The organism is Sorangium sp. So ce124 (assembly GCF_051525235.1).
Taxonomy (GTDB): Bacteria; Myxococcota_A; Polyangia; order Polyangiales; family Polyangiaceae; genus Sorangium; species Sorangium atrum.
Window position 1 is genome coordinate 10,302,352 of sequence record NZ_CP150312.1, and the last position, 19,696, is coordinate 10,322,047.

Here is a 19,696-nt window from a genome sequence, read left to right on the forward strand (position 1 = left end):
GGCGCGTCACGGGAGCTCGCCGCCGCCGCAGAGCAGCGCGGCGAGCTCCTCCGTCCGCTCCGGCCTCGCGAGGTCTCCGGCCGCGACCGTGATCGCGCGGATCGCCTCGGCTCTCCAGCCGCCGTGATCGCGCTCCGGGGCCGCCGTGATCCGGACGCGCATGAGCTCGCCGGACGCCACGACCGCGAGCTCCACGCCTTCGCCCTCCGGCCCGTCATCGCCGCGGATGGTCACCGCCACCGCGCCGCGCGCCGCGAGCGCCCGCGCGAGCCGGGCCTCCGGCGCCGCCGCTCCGCCGAGCGGGTAGAGCGCCGTGGCGAGCTCCACGGACGCGATCGCCGCGGAGGCGCGCGTCCCCGCGTCGCGCACCGCCCGCCGCAGCCGCTCCGCGCGCTCGCCGTCGCGGTCGAGCGCCGCGCGATCCGCCGGCTCGAGCCGCACCACGCAGCGCACCAGCGCGGCGCCCCCGCCGCCCGCGACCTGCGCTTCCTCGAGCCGCGCGCGGCGGAGCATCGCCGCGCCCCGCGCGTCGCCCGACGCCTCGAGCAGGGCCGCCGCGCCGCCGAGCACCGCGTCCGGAGCCGGCCGCTCCGGCGCCGCCGGGAGGGCGGCCTCCCGGTAGATATGGCTCCACCCGCGCCCGACGCCGGGCAGGCGCAGCACCAGCGACAGATCGGCGAGCTCCGTCTCCGGCGTGCGGACCGCGCTCGCGAACGCCTCCTTCACCGCCGCGAGGCGGCTCGGATCCGCGGTGAGCGCCGCGAACTCGGGCGCGTCGACGGCCAGCGCGAGGCGCGACGCGCTCACCTCGCGCGACCCCAGCGTCCACCGCTGGGGCGGGGCGGCGAGCGCGAGCTCCCCGCCGACGACGAGGGCGGAGAGCCCGCGCTCGCCGCGCGCCTCGAGCAGCGCCGCGACCGCAGCCTTGAGCGCGGTCAGCGCCGGGATCACGCCCCGCCCATGCGCCCGCGCCGCGCCGTCCGCTGCTCCTCGAGCGCCGCCTCTTCTTCGAGGGCCGCCTCGGCCTCGCGCTGCGCCTCGGCGTCGACCGCGCGTTGCCCCTGCTGCACGCGCACGGGCTTCGCCTCGGTGACCGCCGCCTCGGCCATCGCGACCGCCGCGTGCCGCACGTCGTCGTACGGCTTCGCGAGGTCGAAGATCACCTTGGTGTTGCCCTGGCTCAGGTTCGCCAGCGCCTCGAAGCGGCGCAGCTCCATCGCCCCGGGCGAGCGCGCGAGGATGCCCGCCGCCTCCGCGAAGTTCTTCGCGCTCTCCACGTCGGCCTCGCTCTTGATGACCACGTAGCGCCGATCGCGCTCGGCGATCGCGCCCTTCGCGAGCACCTCCTGCATCTGGGGCGGCAGCGCGATGTCCTGGAGGCCGATCATCTCCACGTGCAGGCCCCACGCGGCCGCCACCGCCTCGACCTGCGAGCGCACCTTGGCGGCGACCTCCTCGCGGTGCGCGAGCAGCTCGTCGAGCCGCGTCTCGCCCACCACGTCGCGCAGCACGACCTTGGCGCGGTCCTTCATCGCCGTCTCGTAGTTCTCGACGGCCAGCGTGGCCTTCTCCGGATCGACGACGCGGTAATAGACGACCGCATCGACCATCGTGGTCACGTTGTCGCGGGTGATCACCATCTGCTGGAGGAGATCGCGGTTCTTCATCCGCGTGTCGATGCGCCGCAGCTCCTGGAGCCCCGGGAGGAACAGCGTCACGCCGGGAGATAGGCGGCCGGTCAGCTTGCCGAGCGTGAAGCGCAGCGCGACTTCCCACTGGTTGATCTGCCGCAGCCCCGACAGCAGGTAGAGCGCGGCGAACAGCCCGAGCACGGTGAGGATCAGGGACATCGCCCGCGACTCTAGCAGAGCGCATGGCGCGGGCCGCGCGAGCGGCGCGCGCGTCGGCGGGCGTCCGGACGTCCGGACGTTCGCGCGCGCTCGCGGGCGCCCAGGCGCGGCTTCGACCTGGTGTCGTTGCCCGGGCGGTGTACTCTCGCTCCCTCGATGGGTGCCGAGCCGAGCCAGGCGTTGCGCGACGGGCGCTACGTGATCACGCGCGCCCTCGGCGAAGGGGCTCAGGGGCACACGCTCGAGGCGGTCGACAAGCGGCTCGGCAAGCTCGTCGCGATCAAGCGGTTCCAGATCCGCGGCGCCTCGAGCTGGAAGAGCGTGGAGCTCGCCGAGCGCGAGGCCCGGGTGCTCGCGTCGCTCTCGCACCCGAGCCTGCCGGCCTACCTCGATCATTTCGAGGAGGACGGAGCGCTCTTCCTGGTGATGGAGAAGATCGACGGCGAGAGCCTGGGCGCGATGCGCCGTCGCAGCGCGGTGCTCGGGCGGGACGACATCCTCCGCTTCCTGAGGGACGCCTCGGGCGTGCTCGACTACCTGCACGGCCGCGCGCCGCCTGTCATCCACCGCGACATCAAGCCGAACAACGTGATCCGCCGGCCCGACGGCTCGTTCGCGATCGTCGACTTCGGCGCGGTCCGCGATCGCATGCGTCCCGAGGGCGGGAGCACCGTGGTCGGCACGTTCGGGTACATGGCGCCGGAGCAGTTCCAGGGCCGCGCGCTGCCCGCGTCGGACGTCTATGCCGTCGGCGCGACCGCGCTCTGCCTGCTCACCGGCGAGGAGCCGGAGAACCTGCCGCACCGAGGGCTCGCGATCGACGTGCCTGCTGCCCTCGGCGATCGCGCGGATCCACGCCTCGTCCGGGCGCTCTCCGCGATGCTGGAGCCCGACCCGGACCGCCGCGCCGCGCGTATCGCGCCGCTCCTTCCGGGGCTCGAAGCGGGCGGCGCGCCCCCCGAGCGCGCTCGCGAGCCCGCGGAGCGCGGGGCGCACAAGGAGGAGAGGCGCGCGCACAAGGACGAGCGCAAGGAAGAGAAGCGCGCGCGCAAGGACGAGCGCAGGGAGGTGAGACGCGCGCGCAAGGAGGAGCGGCGCGCGCGCCGGCACGAGGGGCGCCCGTCGCTCGATCGCGGCCTGGTGGGCCTGCCGCTGGTGGCCGCGCTGTTCGGCCTCACCGTCGCGCGCATCGCCGTCGGCCTCGCGCTCGGGGTGATCGTCCCGACGGTGCTGACGCTGCTGTCCCTGGTGTTCGGCCGCGTGCTGCGCGAGAAGGCCGCGCCGAACGTGCGCAGGGCCGGGCGGGTCGCCGACCTCGCGCTGCGCCGCGCCACCCGCGCCGTCCGCGGGCGCCCGGAGCCCGACGCCGCTGCCGAGCGCGGCCAGGCCGAGGCGGCGCGCGTGCGCTTCGAGGAGCAGGAGGCCCCCGGTCGCTCGCGCATCCACGACGGCGACGTCGCGCTGGACGAGGAGCTCGACGAGCTGGAGGCCGACGAGCAGGGCCGCGCGCACGCCGGGTCGCGGCCGCCTCGCGCGGGGGAACGCTGAGCCCAGCGCGCGCTCGCGCTCCGGCGGGGCCGCGCGATCAGATGCGGCCGCGCGCGGCGTCGAGCTTCAGGCGGAAGACCTCGACGATCGCCTCGGCGAAGATCCGGCGGCTCATCTTCGAGCGGCCTGCGCGGCGGTCGACGAACACGATCGGCACCTCGACCACGCGGAGCCCTTTGCGCAGCGCGCGGTAGGTCGTCTCGATCTGGAAGGCGTAGCCGTTCGAGCGCACGCTGCCGAGATCGAGCGAGAGGAGCGCGCGCCGCGTGAACGCCTTGTAGCCGGTCGTGAGGTCGCGGATGCCGACGCCCAGGATGGCCCGCGCGTAGAGGGAGCCGCCCTTCGAGAGCACGTGCCGCCCGAGGCCCCAGCCCTCCACGCCGCCGCCCGGCATGTTGCGCGAGCCGAGGACGACGTCGGCGCCCCGGGCGATCGCGTCGAGGAACGCCGGCAGGTGGCGCGGGTCGTGCGAGAGGTCGGCGTCCATCTCGAGCGCGACGTCATAGCCGCCGTCCAGCGCGCGCTGGAAGCCCTCCAGGTAGGCCGTGCCGAGCCCGCGCTTCGCCGCGCGGTGGAGCACGCGGACGCGCCCGTCGCGCGCGGCGAGCTCGTCGCCGAGGGCGCCTGTCCCGTCGGGCGACGCGTCGTCCACGACGAGCACGTGCGCGTCCGGGGCCGCCGCGAGGACGGAGCTCACGAACTCGGCGAGGTTGTCTCGCTCGTTGTACGTCGGCGTGATGATGAGGGTTCGGGGGGCCATCCTGGCTCGGCGCCGCGCGAGCGGGCGCTCGCACGCGTGGTCGTGCGCACCGTGCAGCGCCGCGCGCCGGATTCGCGGGCGTCCGCTCGCCCTCAGGCCTCCGCTGCGTCGGCCAGCAGGGGCGCTCCGCCGGGCGATCTACCAAAACGATGGCGCAGGCGGAAGGTTCCGCGGGGTGCGCCGCGAGCGCCTTGTGGGTTGCCGGAGGCGTGCGCGCCGGGTACTTTCCTTTCCCGACAGGGCGTCCGCTCTGCATCGGGCCGATAGGCTGGCGCGGCCTCGGTCAACTCACGGGGCGCGCCCCGCGCACCACCCGCGCGGCCCCGAACATGAACAGCGCGGCACCGACGGAGACAATCATGGCAGGCGAGCACGTCCTCACCCTCACCAACGAGAATTTCGAGTCCGAGGTCCTCAACTCCCCCATCCCCGTGCTCGTGGACTTCACGGCTACCTGGTGCGGACCCTGCAAGCAGCTCGCGCCGATCGTCGCAAAGATCGCCGCCGAGTCCCAGGGCACGCTGAAGGTCGGCTCGCTCGACATCGACGCGGCGCCCAAGCTCGCCCAGAAATACAACGTCCGCGCCGTTCCGACGTGCATCCTGTTCCGGGGCGGCGAGAAGGCGGGCTCGTACACCGGCGTCGCGAGCAAGGAGAAGCTCCTCAAGGAGCTCGGCGTCTGATCCGCGGCCGCGCGTGACGCCGGCGCGATAGAGCCCGGCGCGACAGAGCCCGAGCGCGCCGGCGCTCCCCTTCCCACAGACCGAAACCACCCCAAATATCGACCGAAAGCCCTCCCGGCGAGGCGCCGCTCCGGCCAGCCGGCCGCGGCCCCGCCGCCGCCGGCGCTCCACGTCGCCGGCGCCCCGCGGCTGAGGCTTTGCTTGACCGTCGCGCGCGAGGTGACTACGACTCGCGCCGGCCACTTTCCCAGGAGTTCGTGATGGCGACGAAGATCGCAATTAACGGTTTTGGGCGCATCGGACGCTGCATTGTCCGCGCGCTCTACGAGCGCGGCGTGAAGGATATCGAGCTGGTCGCCATCAACGACCTGACGGATCCGAAGACCCTCGCCCACCTCTTCCAGTACGACTCGATCCACCGCGAGTTCAAGGCGGCGAAGGTCGGCGCAGGCGACAAGTACATCAGCATCGGCGACCAGAAGATCGAGGTCCTCGCGCTGAAGGATCCGGCCGAGCTGCCGTGGAAGAGCCTCGGCGTCGACATCGTCCTCGAGTGCACCGGCCTCTTCACGGACAAGGCGAAGGCCGCCGGCCACATCAACGCGGGTGCCAAGCGCGTGATCATCAGCGCGCCGGCCAAGGGCCACGACCTCACGGTCGTGATGGGCGTGAACGACGAGCTCTACGACGCGCAGAAGCACACGGTCATCTCGTGCGGCTCCTGCACGACGAACTGCCTCGCCCCCATCGCCAAGGTGATGCTCGACAACTTCGGCATCGTCCGCGGCCTGATGACGACGGTCCACTCGTACACGAACGACCAGCACCTGCTCGACATCCCGCACCGCAAGGGCGACCTGCGCCGCGCGCGCGCCGCCGCGGTCAACATGATCCCCTCGAGCACCGGCGCCGCGAAGGCGCTCTCCGAGGTCATCCCGTCGCTCAAGGGCAAGTTCGACGGGCTCGCGGTCCGCGTCCCCACGGTCGACGTCTCGCTCGTGGACCTCACCCTCGAGACCGAGAAGCCGGTCACGAAGGAGAGCATCCACGCCGCGATGAAGCAGGCCGCCGAGCAGGGGCCGATGAAGGACGTCCTCGACTACACCGATCGGGAGCTCGTCTCGGGCGACTTCATCGGCTCGCCGGCGTCCAGCACGTTCGACGCGACCATGACGACGGTCCTCGGCGATCGCTTCGCGAAGATCTTCTCGTGGTACGACAACGAGTGGGGCTTCTCGAACCGCATGATCGACCTCGCGCAGCTCGTGGCGAGGAAGGGCGTCTAGCGCCGTGAAGCTCACCGGAATCCGCTCCGTCGAAGACCTCGCCGCCGCCGCGGGCGCTGCTGGCCTCAGCGGCAAGCGCGTCTTCATCCGCGTCGACTTCAACGTCCCGCTCGACAAGAAGACGGGCAAGATCACGGACGACTCGCGCATCCGCGAGGCGATCCCGACGATCAAGCTCGTCATGGAGGCGGGCGCGAAGGTGATCCTCGCGTCGCACCTCGGCCGCCCGAAGCCGGGCAAGACCGAGGGGCTCTCGCTGGAGCCGTGCGGGGGGCGGCTCAGTGAGCTCACGGGCTACGAGGTCCACCTGCCGGACGACTGTGTCGGCGACTCGCCCAAGAAGGTCATCTACGACCTCCGGGCGGGCCAGATCTGCCTCCTCGAGAACCTCCGATTCCACGAGGAGGAGGAGAAGGACGACGAGGGCTTCGCGCGCCAGCTCGCCGAGCTCTGCGACGTCTACGTCGACGACGCCTTCGGCGCCGTGCACCGCGCCCACGCGTCGGTGCACGCGCTGCCGCGCCTCATGCGCGAGCGCGCCGCCGGCCTCCTCCTCCAGAAGGAGCTCAAGGCGCTGACCCGGCTCGTCGATCGCCCGGAGAAGCCTTACGTCGCCGTCCTCGGCGGCGCCAAGGTCTCCGACAAGATCGACGTCGTCGAGGCGCTCCTCAACGTGGTCGACACCCTGTGCATCGGCGGCGCGATGGCGAACACCTTCCTCGCCGCGCAGGGCAAGAACCTGCAGAAGAGCCGGATCGAGGAGGACAAGCTCCCGCTGGCGCGCACGATCATGAGCAAGGCGCGCGATCGGGGCATCCAGCTCCTCCTGCCCGTCGATGCCGTCGTCGCCTCGAGCATCGACGCGACGCAGGGCGAGCCCGCGTCCGTCGACGCGATCCCCGAGGGCACGATGGCGCTCGACATCGGCCCCCGCTCGATCGAGCTGTTCGGTCAGGCGATCGAGAGGGCGAAGACGGTGTTCTGGAACGGCCCGATGGGCCTCTTCGAGACGCCCGCCTTCTCCAAGGGCACGTTCGACGTCGCGCGCATCATGAGCGGCGCCACCGGCTTCACGGTGGTCGGCGGCGGCGACAGCGCGGCGGCGGTCAAGCAGGCCGGCGAGCACATCGCCAAGGGCTTCGATCACATCTCGACCGGCGGCGGCGCTTCGCTCGAGCTCATCGAGGGCAAGCGTCTCCCGGGCGTCGAGGCGCTCCGGTCGGCCGAGGTGAGCGAGTGAAGCCCGTGAACGATGGGGGCGCGCCCGGAGAGGCGGGCGCCGCCTCGCGGGCGGCCTCGCGTCGTCCGCTCATCGCCGGCAACTGGAAGATGAACGCCGGGGGCCAGGACGCATGTCCCCTCTCGGCGGCCGTCGCCAAGGCGACGCGCGAGCTCACCCGGGCCGAGGTCGTGGTCGCTCCGCCGTTCACGGCGATCGCCGCCGTGGCTCATGAGCTCGCGGAGGCGAAGAGCGAGATCGGCATCGCCGCGCAGAACATGAGCGCCGAGGTCTCCGGGGCGTTCACCGGCGAGGTCTCCTCGGGCATGCTCAAGGACGCAGGCGCGACCTGGGTGATCCTCGGGCACAGCGAGCGGCGGCAGCTGTTCGCCGAGACCGACGAGTCGGTCGCCCGGAAGGTCGCCTCGGCGATGGCCGCCGAGCTGCGCCCCATCGTCTGCGTCGGCGAGACGCTCGAGCAGCGCGAGGCGGGTGACACGCTCGCCGTGGTCGAGCGGCAGGTCCGCGCCGTCCTCGACGAGCTCGCGAAGCAGCCCGGCTTCGGCGTCATCGCCTACGAGCCGGTCTGGGCGATCGGGACGGGCAAGGTCGCGCGCGCCGAGGACGCCCAGGAGGTGCACGCGTTCATCCGCGGCCTGCTCGCGAAGGCCTCGGAGGACCTCGCGGGCGTCACGCGCATCCTCTACGGCGGCAGCGTCAAGGCCGACAACGCCGAGGCGCTGCTCGCCCAGGACGACATCGACGGCGCGCTGGTCGGAGGGGCTTCGCTCGACGCCGCTGGCTTCGCCAAGATCGTCGAGGCCGCTCACCGACTGGCGGAGCGCGCGGAACAGGGGTAGATCGCAGGCCGCTCCCGTCTCGCCACGGGAGCGCCGGCCTGTCCTGCCGCCCACTTGCCCCCCTGGGCCCCTCGCGCGGGCCAGACTCACCCAGCTGAAAGACGCCGATGCTTCACACGCTCCTCAACATCGTGCACGTGTTCGTCTGTCTGTTCCTGATCCTCGTCGTGCTCCTCCAGCAGGGCCGCGGGGGCGGGATGGGCTCGGCCATGGGCGGCGCGACGGCGCAGGTGTTCGGCGGCCGCGGCGCAGGCAACTTCATGACCCGCCTCACGGCCGTCTGCGCCGCCGTCTTCATGGCGACGAGCGTATCGCTCGCCTACCTCTCGTCGGCAGGCGACCGCGAGCTGCGCGAGTTCGAGAAGTCCCAGGAAAAGTAGGCTCGCGTGCTAGGGCCCGCCCCCGCGCCGGGGAGGGAAGCGGGCAGGGCGCTCGACGTGGGGTCGTCCGTGGATGCGGCGTCGGCCGTCTCCGTCCCTTTCGCGCGCGACCTTGCCCTCGTCGCCCTCGCCAAGGCGGTTGTCTCCGCCCTGGTCCTCGCGCTCGGCTTCCGGGCGGTGAGCGACGACGACTTCGCGCGCGTGGTCCTCGCGCAGGCGTGGGCCCACGCGCCCCGGCTCGACCCGACGGGGACGAGCTGGCTGCCTGTCCCTTTCTGGCTCAACGGCGCGCTCTTCTGCGTTCTTGGGCGCGTCTTCGCGCCGACCCTCGAGATCGCCCGCGCCATCGCGTTCGCCCTCGGCCTCGCTTCGGCCGCGCTCGTCCACCTCTCCGCCCGCTGGATCACGGGCGACCGCCGCGCCGCGCTCGCCGGCGCGCTGCTCGCCGGCGCCTTTCCTTGGAGCGCTTGCCTCGGCGTGGCGACGGTCCCCGAGCTGCCGACCGCCGCCCTCTCGCTGTTCGCGGTGGCGTCGCTCGTCACGCCGCCGGCCGGGCCTGCGCCGCCGGCCGGGCGCGCCCTCCTCGGCGCGTTCGCGCTCGTGCTCGCGACGCTCTCCCGCTACGAGCCCTGGTCCGTCGCCGTCGCCTTCGCGGCGATGGCGCTGCTCGCCGCCGCCCGCCTCGGCCAGGGCCGCGGCGCGCAGGCGAAGCTCGTGCTCGCCGCGCTCGTCGCGCTCGCCGGGCCCGCCGCGTGGATCGCGTGGAACCGCGCCGCCCACGGCGACGCGCTGCATTTCCTCGCCCGCGTCGCCTCCTACCGCAACGCGATCGGCCCGGGCGGCGACGGCGCCCTGCTGCGGCTCTTCGCGTACCCTGCCGCGATGGTCCGCGAGGAGCCGGAGCTCTTCGTGTGGCCCATCGCCATCGCCCTCGTCGCCTGGCGCGCCCGCCGCGGCGCTGCGCCGGGGGCAGCGCGCCCGCTCCCGCCGCTCCTTCGCGCGGCCCGTCCGTACGCGCTCCCCGGCGCGGTCGCCGCGTTCCAGATCGCGGCGCTCTCGCTCGCCCTCGTGCGCGACGGCGCGCCCACCCACCACCCCGAGCGAGCGACCCTCCTCGCGCTGCTCTTGCTCGCGCTTGCCGTCGGGGATCTCTCGGCGCGCGCGTTCCGGGGCGCCTCGGCCGGCGCGCGGCGCGCCCTCGGCGGCGCGCTGCTGGTGGTGCTCGCCCTCGGCGCCTTCTTCCGGCCGCACCTGCGCCGCGAGCACTTCAACCCGCGGAGGGACGAGGTCGCCATCGGCCGCGCCGCCGCGGAGCTCACGCCTCCTTCCGCGCCCCTCCTCCTCGAGGTCGTCGACTATGGCCACCTCGCGGCGCTCGCCGCCCTCGGGCGTCCCGAGGGGGTGTACCCCGATCGCTCGATCGATCCCCGTGATCCGCCTGTCCGCTCGAGCTTCGAGGCCCCCGCCTCGCTCGCGCGCCGCGCCGCCGGCCTGGGCGCCGCCTACCTCATCGGGCGCGTCAGGCCGCCCGTCATCGATTTCGCCGGCCCGCCGCTCGCGACGCGCGGCGCCTGGGGGATCTGGCCGGTGCCTCCGGCAGGCGGCGCGCTGGGTGCGCTGACGGAGGGTGGCCCCAGCGGCCCCGCGGACAGGGCGCCATGAGCGAGCCTGCAAAGCCCTTCTTCGCGCACCCGTCTGCGTGCATCGACGAGCCCTGCGACATCGGCGAGGGGACGAAGGTGTGGCACTTCTGCCATATCTCGGCGGGGGCGCGGATCGGCCGCGCCTGCGTCCTAGGCCAGAACGTCTTCGTCGCGGGCACCGCCGTCATCGGCGATGGCGTCAGGATCCAGAACAACGTGTCTCTTTATGACGGCACGCTGGTCGAGGACGACGTGTTCCTCGGCCCGTCCGCGGTGCTCACCAACGTCGTCAACCCGCGTGCCCCGATCGACCGCCGCGCGTTCCTCGACACGACGCGCATCCGTCGCGGCGCCACCGTGGGCGCCAATGCCACCATCGTCTGCGGCATCACGATAGGGCGCCATGCGTTCGTCGGCGCCGGCGCGGTCGTCACGCGCGACGTGCCCGACTATGCGCTCGTCACCGGCGTGCCGGCCCGGCGCACCGGCTGGATGAGCCGCCACGGCCACAAGCTCGTCGCTTCGCGCGACGGCCTCCTGCGCTGCCCCGAGAGCGGCTATCGCTACGAGCGCCGCGGCGACATCGTCCGCTGTCTCGACCTCGACGAGGACGCGCCGCTCGCCCGGCCCCGCGCCGCGGCCACGCGCCATTACCGCGATCCCCTCTCCGCGGAGGACACCGACGGATGACCGCCCCTGTTCCCTTCTTCGATCGAGCCCGCGGCGATCTCGCCCTGCAGGACGAGCTCTCCGCCGTGTTCCAGTCCGTCCTCCGGAGCGGCCACTACATCCTCGGTCCGGAGGTCGAGGCCTTCGAGTCGGAGTGCGCCGCGTACCTCGGCGTCCGGCACGCGATCGGCGTCTCTTCCGGCACCGACGCGCTGCTCGTCGCGCTGATGGCGCTCGGCGTCGGCGCGGGCGACGAGGTCGTGTGCCCCGCGTACACGTTCTTCGCGACCGCGGGCGCCATCCATCGCTCCGGCGCCACGCCGGTCTTCGCGGACGTGCTCCCTGGCTCGTTGAACCTCGACCCTGCCTCCACGGCGCGCGCCCTGACCGAGCGCACCCGGGCGATCCTCGCCGTCCACCTCTTCGGCCACTGCGCGCCCATGGATGAGCTCCTCGCGATCGCGGGCGGCCGTGGCCTGCCGGTCATCGAGGACGCGGCCCAGGCGTTCGGCGCCGAGCGCGGCGGCCGCCGCGCGGGGGCGCTCGGGCTCATGGGGTGCTTCTCGTTCTTCCCGACCAAGAACCTCGGCGGTTTCGGCGATGGCGGGCTCGTGGCCACCGACGACGACGAGCTCGCGGAGCGCGTCCGGACGCTCAGGGCGCAGGGCGCTCGGAGGAAGCACCATCACACCCGCATCGGCGGCAACTTCCGGCTCGACGCGCTCCAGGCGGCGCTCCTCCGGCGCAAGCTCCCGCGGCTCGGCGCGCTCCTCGAGCGGCGGCGCGAGCACGCCGCGCGGTATGCCGCGCTGCTCGGGGGGCGAGATCTGCCGCTGGCGCTGCCGGACGCCGGCGCTGCGGGGCACACGTTCAATCAGTATGTCATTCGCCTGAAGGATGCCTCTCTGCGCGATCCGCTGCGGAGCTCGCTCGCGGAGCAGGGCATCGGCACCGAGATCTATTATCCCGCGCCGCTCCACCTCCAGCCCTGCTTCGCGCGCCTTGGCCCGCCGGAGGGCTCCCTTCCGGTCGCGGAGGCGGCGGCGCGCGACACGCTCGCGCTCCCCATCTTTCCCGAGCTCACAGGCGAGGAGGTCGCCCGCGTGGCGACCGCTATCGCCTCGTTTTTCGGCTGAGCCGGACGCTTCGGCGCAGCGGCGTCAAGGCGCCGCGTCGATGATCCGCAGCGCGCCCTCGTCCAGCGGCACCTTCGCGCGGAGCCTCGCGAGCGGTGAATCCGATCTCCGGAGCGTACCATCGGCGCGTGAAGCCTCGGCCCGGCCGAGCTGCCCGCGCACCTCGCCGCGCCCGACGTCGCCGCGGGCAGGCTGCGCGAGGTGCTCGCCGGGGGCTCCCTGTGCGCCGCCAGGTCGTCGCGGGTGTACCTCCCGTCGCGCTTCCTGCCCGCGCGGGTGCGCGCGTTCGTCGAGCACCTCGCCGTCAGCGCCGCGCGCCCGGCCGCGCGCGGCGCTGACGGCGGACGGCGGCGCGGCAAACCGGGAATCTCGCTGGGCGGTGCTGCCCACGGGGTCGGGCCGCGCGACCCTGCCTGTGCTAGACGTGCGCGCCATGAGCGTCGAGGTTGGCATCGTCGGACTGCCCAACGTGGGCAAGAGCACCCTGTTCAACGCGCTGACGGCCGCCAAGGCCGAGGCGCAGAATTACCCCTTCTGCACGATCGAGCCCAACGTCGGCGCCGTCCCTGTCCCTGACGACCGGCTCACGACGCTCGCGAAGTTCATCAAGACCGAGAAGATCATCCCCGCCATGGTGCAGGTGGTCGACATCGCCGGGCTCGTGCGCGGCGCGAGCACGGGCGAGGGGCTCGGGAACAAATTCCTGAGTCATATCCGCGAGGTAGATGCCATCCTCCACGTGGTCCGCTGCTTCACGCTCGCGGACGTCGTGCACGTCGACGGCGGGGTCGACCCGCTCCGCGACATCGACACGATCGAGACCGAGCTGATGCTGGCCGACCTGGGCTCCCTCGAGGGGATGCTGGAGCGCACGCGGAAGCAGGCCAAGGGTGACAAGGAGCTCCTCCCGAAGATCGCGCTCATGGAGAAGTGCCTCGAGGCGCTCCAGGCCGGCAAGCCCGTCCGCGGGCTCTCCTTCGACGACGAGCAGCGGAAGGTCGTGAAGACGTTCGGCCTGATCACGGCGAAGAAGGTCCTCTACGTGGCGAACGTCGACGAGTCCGACGTCTCCGGCACGGGCCCGCTCGCGACGAAGGTGCGCGAGCGCGCCGCCTCCGAGGGCAGCGGCGTCGTGCCCGTCTGCAGCAAGCTCGAGGCGGAGCTGAACGAGCTCGCGCCCGACGAGCGCAAGGAGATGCTCGAGAGCCTCGGCATGAAGGAGCCGGCGCTCTCGACGCTCGCGCGCGAGGCCTACCGGCTGCTCGGCCTCCAGAGCTACTACACGGCCGGTCCCAAGGAGATCCGCGCCTGGACGATCCCGATCGGGTGTACGGCGCCGCAGGCCGCGGGGGTCATCCACAGCGATTTCGAGAAGGGCTTCATCCGGGCGGAGGTCTACAGGGTGGACGACCTCGTCGAGCACAGGACCGAGGCCGCCATCCGCGCCGCCGGCAAGCTGCGCGTCGAGGGCAAGACGTACGTCTTCCAGGACGCCGACGTCGCGCACTTCCTCTTCAACGTCTGACCGTCCGCCCCACGAGCGCGCCCGCTGCCGTCGGGCTCCGCGAGCGCGCTCGGTGCGCCCCTGCTGCGCGGGCGGCGCGGCACCGCCGTTGCTCCTCCGGCGTTCGCGCAGGCGCGGTGTGCCGGCCACGACCGCCGGCCCTCCGCGGACTCGCGCTTCTCGGACGGAGGCAGGACGGTGCCCAGGGCGAGCGTCGGCGCGTGGCGTGTGCTGGTTCTCCTTGCCTCGTCGGGGAGCGCCGTAGCGGGCTGCGTCGCGGCTTCCACCGACGTCCCGCCCGAGGAGGCGGGCGCCCCGGACCCGGGCGTCGGCGCGGAGCGGGCGCCTGTTCCGCCCGCTCCGTGCGATCTGCCGCGCGGGTTCTCGGAGGGCGCGCCGCCCCGCTTTCCTGCGGTGTCCGCGCCGGCCATCGGCCACCGCCTGTCCGCGGAGCCCGGCGACGACGTCTTCGGCCGCTTCTTGCGATCCACCGTCGTCTTCTGCGGGCCCGACGAAGAGCCCTATTTCCTCCACTACCGCTTTTACCTCACTGGCCCGTTCTCGGGCCGCTGGCTGCGCCCGCCGCTGGTCCAGCCGCTCTGACCGCGCCTCGCTGCCCAGCCCGCCTGGCGGCCGTCGCCGTTCGTCGGCGTCGCCTGGCCGATGGTGGCCGATGGCCGCGGCGCGCCGTCCGGTTTTTTGACCCCCTGGATCCGCTCGGCTACCTCCTTCGCCCTTCACGAGACGAAAGGACGATCATTTGGGCGCACTCAAAGGATCCATCTCATTCTCGAAGTTCTATGTCCGCGGCGAGCTCACCGAGGGGTTCCGCGACAGGTTCGTCGAGCGAATCCAGCTCCGCGCGTTCCGGCCGCTCACGGTCGAGGAGGACGCGGAGCAGCGCGCCGGGTGGTGCTCCATCGAGAATCCGCTCGACTGCGAGCTCGATCACGGCAAGATCTTCTTCAACTCGTACATCAACCTCGGCCTCAGGACCGATCGCTGGCAGGTGCCCTCGGCGCTCTTCAAGGCGCATTTCGCCGAGGCGGAGCGGGAGCACCTCGCCAAGCGCGGGCGCGAAAAGCTCGGGCGGCGCGAGAAGGAGGAGCTCCGGGCCGTCGTGTCGAGGAAGCTCCGCGCGCAGCTCATGCCGGTGATGAAGGTCGTGGATCTGTCCTGGAACCTGGAGGCCGGCGTCGTCCGGTTCTGGAACCAGTCGCCGCGCGCGCACGAGGGGCTCTCGGAGCTCTTCGAGGAGACCTTCGAGCTCGATCTCGTGCCGGAGAGCCCGTACACGGCCGCCCGTGAGCTCGGCTTGACGGCCGAGCAGCTGGCCGCGTTCGAGCTGCTCAAGCCCACGGTCTTCCACGCTGAATCGACCCTTGGAGGTGCCCTGTGAGCCTCGCTGAGCTGATCGAGCAGCGCCGGTTCGTCGGCCGCGAATTCCTCGTCTGGCTCTGGTTCGAGAGCGAGCTCTTCGAGGGCCGCTTCTCCCTGGACGCCCTCGGCGTCTGCGAGCTCTGGCTCGAGGGGCAGATCACCCTCGTCCAGGAGAAGGAGCAGAGCCGGCTCAAGGGCGCGGCGCCGAGCAGCGCCCCCGAGGCCCACGAGGCGCTGCGCCAGGGCAAGCTCCCGTCGCACGCGCGCGTCCGCGTCACGCGCGGAGAGCTCGAGTATGCCTTCCTGTTCAACGCCGACGCGTTCTCGCTCTCGGGCGTGAAGATCCCGAGCGTCGTCAAGGACGCCGTGGACGAGCAGTTCTACGAGCGCATGTACCTCATCGAGGAGCTCGAGACGCTCTTCACCGCGCTCTACGGCGAGTTCCTCGCGCTTCGCCTCGGGGCCGCCTGGGAGTCCGGGGTGGCGCCGTTCATCCGCACCTGGGTCCGGGGCGAGCCGGTCGACACGGCCGCGTACCAGAAGCTCCGGGGCAAGCTCGCGCCCGTCCGCGGCGCGGCGAGGTCGAGGACGACCCCGCCGCCAGCGGAGAGGCCCGAGCGCGCGGCGCGCGTGGTCGCCTGACCTCGCCCTCGTCGGCGGCGCGGCGGTGCGCCGGCCGCGCCGCGCGGGGCCGGCGCGCTCGCGCCGCTACTTCCCCTTCACCTTGCCGTGGACCTGCTTCGCCATCGCGAGGTGCTCCTGGAGCTGCGGCAGCGTCGAGGCGGCGAAGTGCTTCACGTCGGCGTCCTTCGCCTCCTTCGAGGCCTTCTCGAACTCCTCGATGTCGCGCTGGTGGTCATCGACCATCGCGCTCATGTAGTCCCTGTCGAACTCGGCCCCTGTCTTCTTGGACAGCTTGTCGACGTCCTCGCGGTGCTTCTGCGCGAGCTCCTGCGGCACGAGCGCGTCCTTGCGGTGCGCGAGCTCCGCGAGCCGCTTGTTGATCGCCGTGTGATCGTCGACCATCCGCTGCGCGAAGCGCTTCACTTCCGGGCTCGCGGTGCGCTGCTTCGCGAGCTGCCCGAGCCGCACCTCCAGGAGCCCTCCCTGACCAGCCTTCTCGACGAACTCCCGATCTGATTCGCTGAGCTTGGTTTGGTTGGCCTGGGCCTGCTGCCCTGTCGAGCCCTGCCCCTCTGCAGCAGCAGAGGCCGGCGCGGACGCCGCCGCCATCATGATGGTGAATAGAACAGGCTTGAGCATCTCAGTCCCCTCCTTGTCCCGGCCGCCTTCCGGCGGCCGTGCCGATCGCTCGATCGCCCCGGGACGGCCGGACTCCACTGCTCGGCGCCCCCGGGTCGATGCGCTCGCCGTATGTCGTGAGTCGCCGGCGCTCTGGCAAGGGGCAGCGAACATGGGGCGGTCCGCCGTCCACGCGCTCGGCGCAGCAGGCCGCGCCCGGCGGAAGGGCAAAAGGCGCCCGAGAACTGGGCCCCGGCCGATCGCTCCATCTACGCTCCGCGCCTGTGGTCGGCGAGTTCTTCAAGCGCCTCACGAACGGCGTCGTATTCCTCCTCGCCGCCCTGACCTTCTTCCTCGTCCCCATCGGCAGGAAGACGGCCGCGCAGCACCTCGTCGCGATCGTCTCGACGCCGCCCGCCAGGGAGGCCGTCTCGGCCTTCGCCCACATCGCTCGGCGCATCGCCGTCGAGGCGCGCACGGAGCTGGACAAGCTCCGCCGCCCGCCGCCCGCGCAGCGCGAACCGAAGCCGACGACCACGAAGGTGAGCCCGCCGCCGTAGCCGTCCCTGCCGTCGTTGCGCGCTGATGGCGCTGGTCGGCCCGCGCCGAGGGCTCAGCCCTTGCGCGGATCCTTCACGTTCGGGTGCTCGTTGTAGAAAGCGTCGAGGCTCTCGCGGGAGATCTCCGCCTCGATATCGCCGTCTTTCAAGATCTTCGCCTGACAGCCGAGGCGGCTCGTCGACCGGACGTCGAAGGCCTTGTCGAGGATGTCCTCCTCGTCCTCCTCGGCCTCGCTGAGGAGCTCGCGCCCCTTCGTGACGTAGACGTGGCAGGTGGAGCACGCGCAGACGCCGCCGCACGCGTCGCCCTCGGGCGCGCCCACGGACTTCGACGCCTGGAGGACGGACGAGCCCACCGGGGCCTCGACCTCCCACGCGCGGCCGTGCGCCAGAAATCGGACCTTGGCCATCAGCTCCTCCTCGCCTCGACGCCGGCCTTCGCCGGGCCAGCGCCGCCCGCCTCGACCGGCGGGTGGCTCGCGTCGTCCCCGCCGTGCTCGGCCAGGTGCGCGTCCACGCCCTTCGCCGCGGCGACCTTCGCCTCGACGTCCTCGACCTGCTTGCCCGCGATCGCCCTGGCCACGGCGCGGTCCATCCGCCGACCAGCCCAGCCGTGCGTCGCCTCGTCGAGCGCCTCCGTGCGCGCCAGGATGAGCCCCGGCTTGTCCCCGCGGATCGCGGCGTCGAGGCCCTTCAGCGCGCCCTCGATCGCCTCGCGCTCGCCCGGCTCGAGCAGATCGGCGTCCGCGGCGAGCGCCTTGCGCGTCGCCATCGCCACGCGCTCGCCCTCGACCCGCGCCTCGACCAGCCGGCGCTTGAGGAGGTCTTCCTCGCCGTGGTCCAGCGCCGCGAGGAGCATGTCCTCGACCTCCTCATCGGTCAGCCCGTAGCTCGGCTTGACCTCGACCTTCTGCTCGACCCCCGTCGTCAGCTCGCGCGCGGTCACGCCGAGCAGGCCGTCGGCGTCCACGCGGAACGTCACCTCGAGCCGCGCCATGCCCGCGGGCATCGGCGGGATCCCCTTCAGCACGAAGCGCGCGAGCGATCGGCAGTCGGCGGCGAGCTCCCGCTCGCCCTGCACGATGTGGAGATCGAACCCGGTCTGGTTGTCCGCGTACGTCGTGAAGACCTGCCGCGCCCCTGCCGGGATCGTCGTGTTCCTCGGCAGGATCTTCTCGGCGACGCCGCCCATCGTCTCGATGCCGAGCGACAGCGGCAGCACGTCGAGCAGGAGCACCTCGTCCGCGCGATCCATCGAGCCGGCCAGGATGTCGGCCTGGATGGCCGCGCCGAGCGCGACGACCTCCTCGGGATCGATGTCCTTGAGCGGCTCCTTGCCGAAGAGGCTCGCCACGTAGTCGCGCACGTGGGGCACGCGCGTCGCGCCGCCCACGAGGATCACGCCGTCGAGGTCCGCGGCCTGGACGCCCGCGTCGCGGAGCGCGCGGCGGCACGCGACGCCCGTGCGCTCCAGGAGCGGCGTGATGAGCGCGTTCAGCTCGTCGCGGGTCACGGTGACCAGCTTCGACGCCGGGCCGCCCGTCGCCTCCGCCGCCTGCACGGGCAGCTCGATCTCGATCTGCGTCGCGTCGGTCAGCGCGTGCTTGATGCTGCGGGCGGTGTCGAGCGCGAGCCGCACCACCTCGGGCGTGCGCCGCGTCGCGCCCATCTCCTCGAGCAGCCGCTCTGCGAGCGCCCTGTCCATGTCGTCGCCGCCGAGCGAGCTGTCGCCCCCGGTGGACTTCACCTGGAAGACCCCGTTGTCGAGCAGGAGCACGGTGACGTCGAACGTCCCGCCGCCGAGGTCGTACACGGCGAACAGGCCGTTTTGCTGCTTGTCGAGCCCGTAGGCGAGCGCCGCGGCGGTCGGCTCGTTGAGCAGGCGCAGCACCTCCAGCCCGGCCAGCCGGCCGGCGTCCTTGGTCGCCTGCCGCTGGGCGTCGTCGAAGTACGCCGGCACCGTGATCACAGCGCCGCCCACGGAGCGGAGCTCGCGCTCCGCCGAGGTGCGGAGCTCCTTCAAGATCTCCGCCGACACCTCGACGGGCGTCACGACCGCGTCCCGCACCTTGAAGCGCACGCTCTTCGCGTCCTCGGGGCCCTTGGGCTCCGCGAACTCGTACGGCCCGAGCCGCCGCGTCTCCGGATCGTTCGCGCCGCGGCCCATGAAGCGCTTCACGCTGACGATGGTCTCGCGGGGGTAGCTCTGCGCGAGCCGCCGCGCGCTGTCGCCCACGACCGCGTGCCCGCGCTCGTCGTAGTGCACGACCGAAGGCACGAGCCGCTCTCCGTTGCAGTCGTCGATGACCACCGGGCGGCCGTCGCGCACGCGAGCGACGAGCGAGTTCGTCGTCCCGAGATCGATGCCGATCGGGCTGGGCCTTGCTTTGGGGTCGAAAATTTCGAGGAGGGTCATTTCAAATCTGCGAGCTCTTCTTCGATGGCGCTCACTTCGTCGAGGAACCGCCGGATGTAGCGGAGCTCGCTGAGCAAGGCGAGCACGCCCTTCAGCTGCTCCGGATCATTCCCTGCGGCGGCGAAGGCGCCCTGGATCGCCGTGAGGGTCGCCTGCTCGCGCGCGAGCATCGCCTCGCCGAGCCGCGCGATCCGCGCGGGATCGCGCCCCTTCGCCGCCTCGGCGAGCTCTTCGCGCGACTCCATCATCTCCATGAGCAGGGCGGGGGAGGCCTTCTGCTCGCCCTCCTCGCCCCGCGCGACCCCGGCTCGCTGGAGCAGCGCCTCCGCCCGGCGGATCGGATCCTTGAGGACGCGCAGGGAGTCGTTCGCCTCGATCGCGCGGCCGAGCGCGAGCCGGCGCTCGGCCGCGGGGGCGCCCGCGTAGCGATCGGGGTGGAGCGCGCGGGAGAGGTCGCGGTGGCGCTGCTCCAGCGTGCGCAGGTCGAGGTCGAACCGCGGCTCGACGCCCAGGGTATCGAAGGGATCGGTCATGGCGTGCTCTGGGGGAGGCGCCTCGGC

At 72.6% G+C, this 19,696-nt stretch carries 22 protein-coding genes; 14 read left to right on the forward strand and 8 right to left on the reverse strand.

The annotated features are described in order from the left end of the window. Positions 1-6: 6 nt before the first annotated feature. Both WMF19_RS38730 and WMF19_RS38735 read right to left on the reverse strand, forming a co-directional pair. Entirely contained in the window at positions 7-951 is a 945-nt protein-coding gene (locus tag WMF19_RS38730; protein WP_437894960.1) for a hypothetical protein, read from the reverse strand. After that, a complete protein-coding gene (locus WMF19_RS38735; RefSeq protein WP_272102745.1) occupies positions 948-1,850 on the reverse strand; it encodes a slipin family protein in 903 nt (300 codons plus the stop codon). Before WMF19_RS38735 ends, WMF19_RS38730 begins: the two co-directional genes overlap by 4 nt. 156 nt (positions 1,851-2,006) lie before the next feature. Here WMF19_RS38735 and WMF19_RS38740 point away from each other — a divergent pair, with 156 nt between their 5' ends. Next, the gene (locus tag WMF19_RS38740) at positions 2,007-3,398 is read left to right on the forward strand and encodes a serine/threonine protein kinase (RefSeq protein WP_437894961.1); all 1,392 of its coding nucleotides are present in this window, start codon (positions 2,007-2,009) and stop codon (positions 3,396-3,398) included. A gap of 37 nt (positions 3,399-3,435) precedes the next feature. Here WMF19_RS38740 and WMF19_RS38745 read toward each other — a convergent pair whose 3' ends face one another. Further along, a complete protein-coding gene (locus WMF19_RS38745; protein WP_437325167.1) occupies positions 3,436-4,158 on the reverse strand; it encodes a polyprenol monophosphomannose synthase in 723 nt (240 codons plus the stop codon). Positions 4,159-4,517: 359 nt separating this feature from the next. Here WMF19_RS38745 and trxA point away from each other — a divergent pair, with 359 nt between their 5' ends. The 8 genes from trxA to WMF19_RS38785 all read left to right on the forward strand — a co-directional run bounded on the left by trxA (position 4,518) and on the right by WMF19_RS38785 (position 12,034). Then, positions 4,518-4,841: a thioredoxin gene (gene trxA, locus WMF19_RS38750; protein WP_437277059.1), complete on the forward strand. Its 324-nt coding sequence runs from the start codon at positions 4,518-4,520 to the stop codon at positions 4,839-4,841. A gap of 260 nt (positions 4,842-5,101) precedes the next feature. Then, positions 5,102-6,127: a type I glyceraldehyde-3-phosphate dehydrogenase gene (gene gap / locus WMF19_RS38755; protein WP_437325166.1), complete on the forward strand. Its 1,026-nt coding sequence runs from the start codon at positions 5,102-5,104 to the stop codon at positions 6,125-6,127. Positions 6,128-6,131: 4 nt separating this feature from the next. Then, positions 6,132-7,367: a phosphoglycerate kinase gene (locus tag WMF19_RS38760; protein WP_437894962.1), complete on the forward strand. Its 1,236-nt coding sequence runs from the start codon at positions 6,132-6,134 to the stop codon at positions 7,365-7,367. A gap of 5 nt (positions 7,368-7,372) precedes the next feature. Next, the gene (tpiA, locus tag WMF19_RS38765) at positions 7,373-8,206 is read left to right on the forward strand and encodes a triose-phosphate isomerase (RefSeq protein WP_437901717.1); all 834 of its coding nucleotides are present in this window, start codon (positions 7,373-7,375) and stop codon (positions 8,204-8,206) included. Positions 8,207-8,313: 107 nt separating this feature from the next. Next, positions 8,314-8,586 (forward strand): preprotein translocase subunit SecG, encoded by a 273-nt coding sequence (gene secG / locus WMF19_RS38770; protein ID WP_272102752.1) that lies wholly within the window; start codon positions 8,314-8,316, stop codon positions 8,584-8,586. Positions 8,587-8,592: 6 nt separating this feature from the next. Beyond that, entirely contained in the window at positions 8,593-10,248 is a 1,656-nt protein-coding gene (locus tag WMF19_RS38775; RefSeq protein ID WP_437894963.1) for a hypothetical protein, read from the forward strand. Then, entirely contained in the window at positions 10,245-10,919 is a 675-nt protein-coding gene (locus tag WMF19_RS38780) for an acyltransferase (protein ID WP_437894964.1), read from the forward strand. The genes WMF19_RS38775 and WMF19_RS38780 overlap by 4 nt, the downstream gene beginning before the upstream one ends. Continuing rightward, on the forward strand, positions 10,916-12,034 hold the full coding sequence (locus WMF19_RS38785) for a DegT/DnrJ/EryC1/StrS family aminotransferase (RefSeq protein WP_437894965.1): 1,119 nt from the start codon (positions 10,916-10,918) through the stop codon (positions 12,032-12,034). Before WMF19_RS38780 ends, WMF19_RS38785 begins: the two co-directional genes overlap by 4 nt. A 24-nt stretch (positions 12,035-12,058) precedes the next feature. Here the strand turns inward: WMF19_RS38785 and WMF19_RS38790 are convergent, their stop codons facing one another. After that, positions 12,059-12,469, reverse strand: coding sequence for a hypothetical protein (locus tag WMF19_RS38790; RefSeq protein WP_437894966.1), 411 nt, complete (start codon positions 12,467-12,469; stop codon positions 12,059-12,061). Here WMF19_RS38790 and ychF point away from each other — a divergent pair. From ychF to WMF19_RS38810, 4 genes are all read left to right on the forward strand, one after another. After that, positions 12,468-13,559: a redox-regulated ATPase YchF gene (gene ychF, locus WMF19_RS38795; RefSeq protein ID WP_272102756.1), complete on the forward strand. Its 1,092-nt coding sequence runs from the start codon at positions 12,468-12,470 to the stop codon at positions 13,557-13,559. The two genes, WMF19_RS38790 and ychF, sit on opposite strands and share 2 nt — an antisense overlap. 177 nt (positions 13,560-13,736) lie before the next feature. Beyond that, positions 13,737-14,141, forward strand: a complete 405-nt coding sequence (locus tag WMF19_RS38800; RefSeq protein ID WP_437894967.1) for a hypothetical protein — start codon at positions 13,737-13,739, stop codon at positions 14,139-14,141. 157 nt (positions 14,142-14,298) lie between these two features. After that, the gene (locus WMF19_RS38805) at positions 14,299-14,937 is read left to right on the forward strand and encodes a hypothetical protein (protein WP_272102758.1); all 639 of its coding nucleotides are present in this window, start codon (positions 14,299-14,301) and stop codon (positions 14,935-14,937) included. After that, on the forward strand, positions 14,934-15,560 hold the full coding sequence (locus tag WMF19_RS38810; protein ID WP_012239945.1) for a hypothetical protein: 627 nt from the start codon (positions 14,934-14,936) through the stop codon (positions 15,558-15,560). The genes WMF19_RS38805 and WMF19_RS38810 overlap by 4 nt, the downstream gene beginning before the upstream one ends. 66 nt (positions 15,561-15,626) lie before the next feature. On the opposite strand, the gene WMF19_RS38815 is transcribed toward WMF19_RS38810, so the two are convergent. After that, positions 15,627-16,181, reverse strand: coding sequence for a DUF4142 domain-containing protein (locus WMF19_RS38815; protein ID WP_272102759.1), 555 nt, complete (start codon positions 16,179-16,181; stop codon positions 15,627-15,629). 263 nt (positions 16,182-16,444) lie between these two features. Between WMF19_RS38815 and WMF19_RS38820 the strand changes: the two genes are divergently transcribed. Then, positions 16,445-16,720, forward strand: coding sequence for a hypothetical protein (locus WMF19_RS38820; protein WP_437794973.1), 276 nt, complete (start codon positions 16,445-16,447; stop codon positions 16,718-16,720). A gap of 53 nt (positions 16,721-16,773) precedes the next feature. Here WMF19_RS38820 and WMF19_RS38825 read toward each other — a convergent pair whose 3' ends face one another. From WMF19_RS38825 to hscB, 3 genes are read right to left on the reverse strand one after another with little or no spacing between them, the layout of a single operon-like run. Next, positions 16,774-17,130 (reverse strand): 2Fe-2S iron-sulfur cluster-binding protein, encoded by a 357-nt coding sequence (locus tag WMF19_RS38825; RefSeq protein WP_437295123.1) that lies wholly within the window; start codon positions 17,128-17,130, stop codon positions 16,774-16,776. Beyond that, positions 17,130-19,136, reverse strand: coding sequence for a Fe-S protein assembly chaperone HscA (hscA, locus tag WMF19_RS38830; RefSeq protein WP_437894968.1), 2,007 nt, complete (start codon positions 19,134-19,136; stop codon positions 17,130-17,132). Before hscA ends, WMF19_RS38825 begins: the two co-directional genes overlap by 1 nt. Continuing rightward, positions 19,133-19,669, reverse strand: a complete 537-nt coding sequence (hscB, locus tag WMF19_RS38835) for a Fe-S protein assembly co-chaperone HscB (RefSeq protein ID WP_437894970.1) — start codon at positions 19,667-19,669, stop codon at positions 19,133-19,135. The genes hscA and hscB overlap by 4 nt, the downstream gene beginning before the upstream one ends. Between the last annotated feature and the right edge of the window lie 27 nt (positions 19,670-19,696).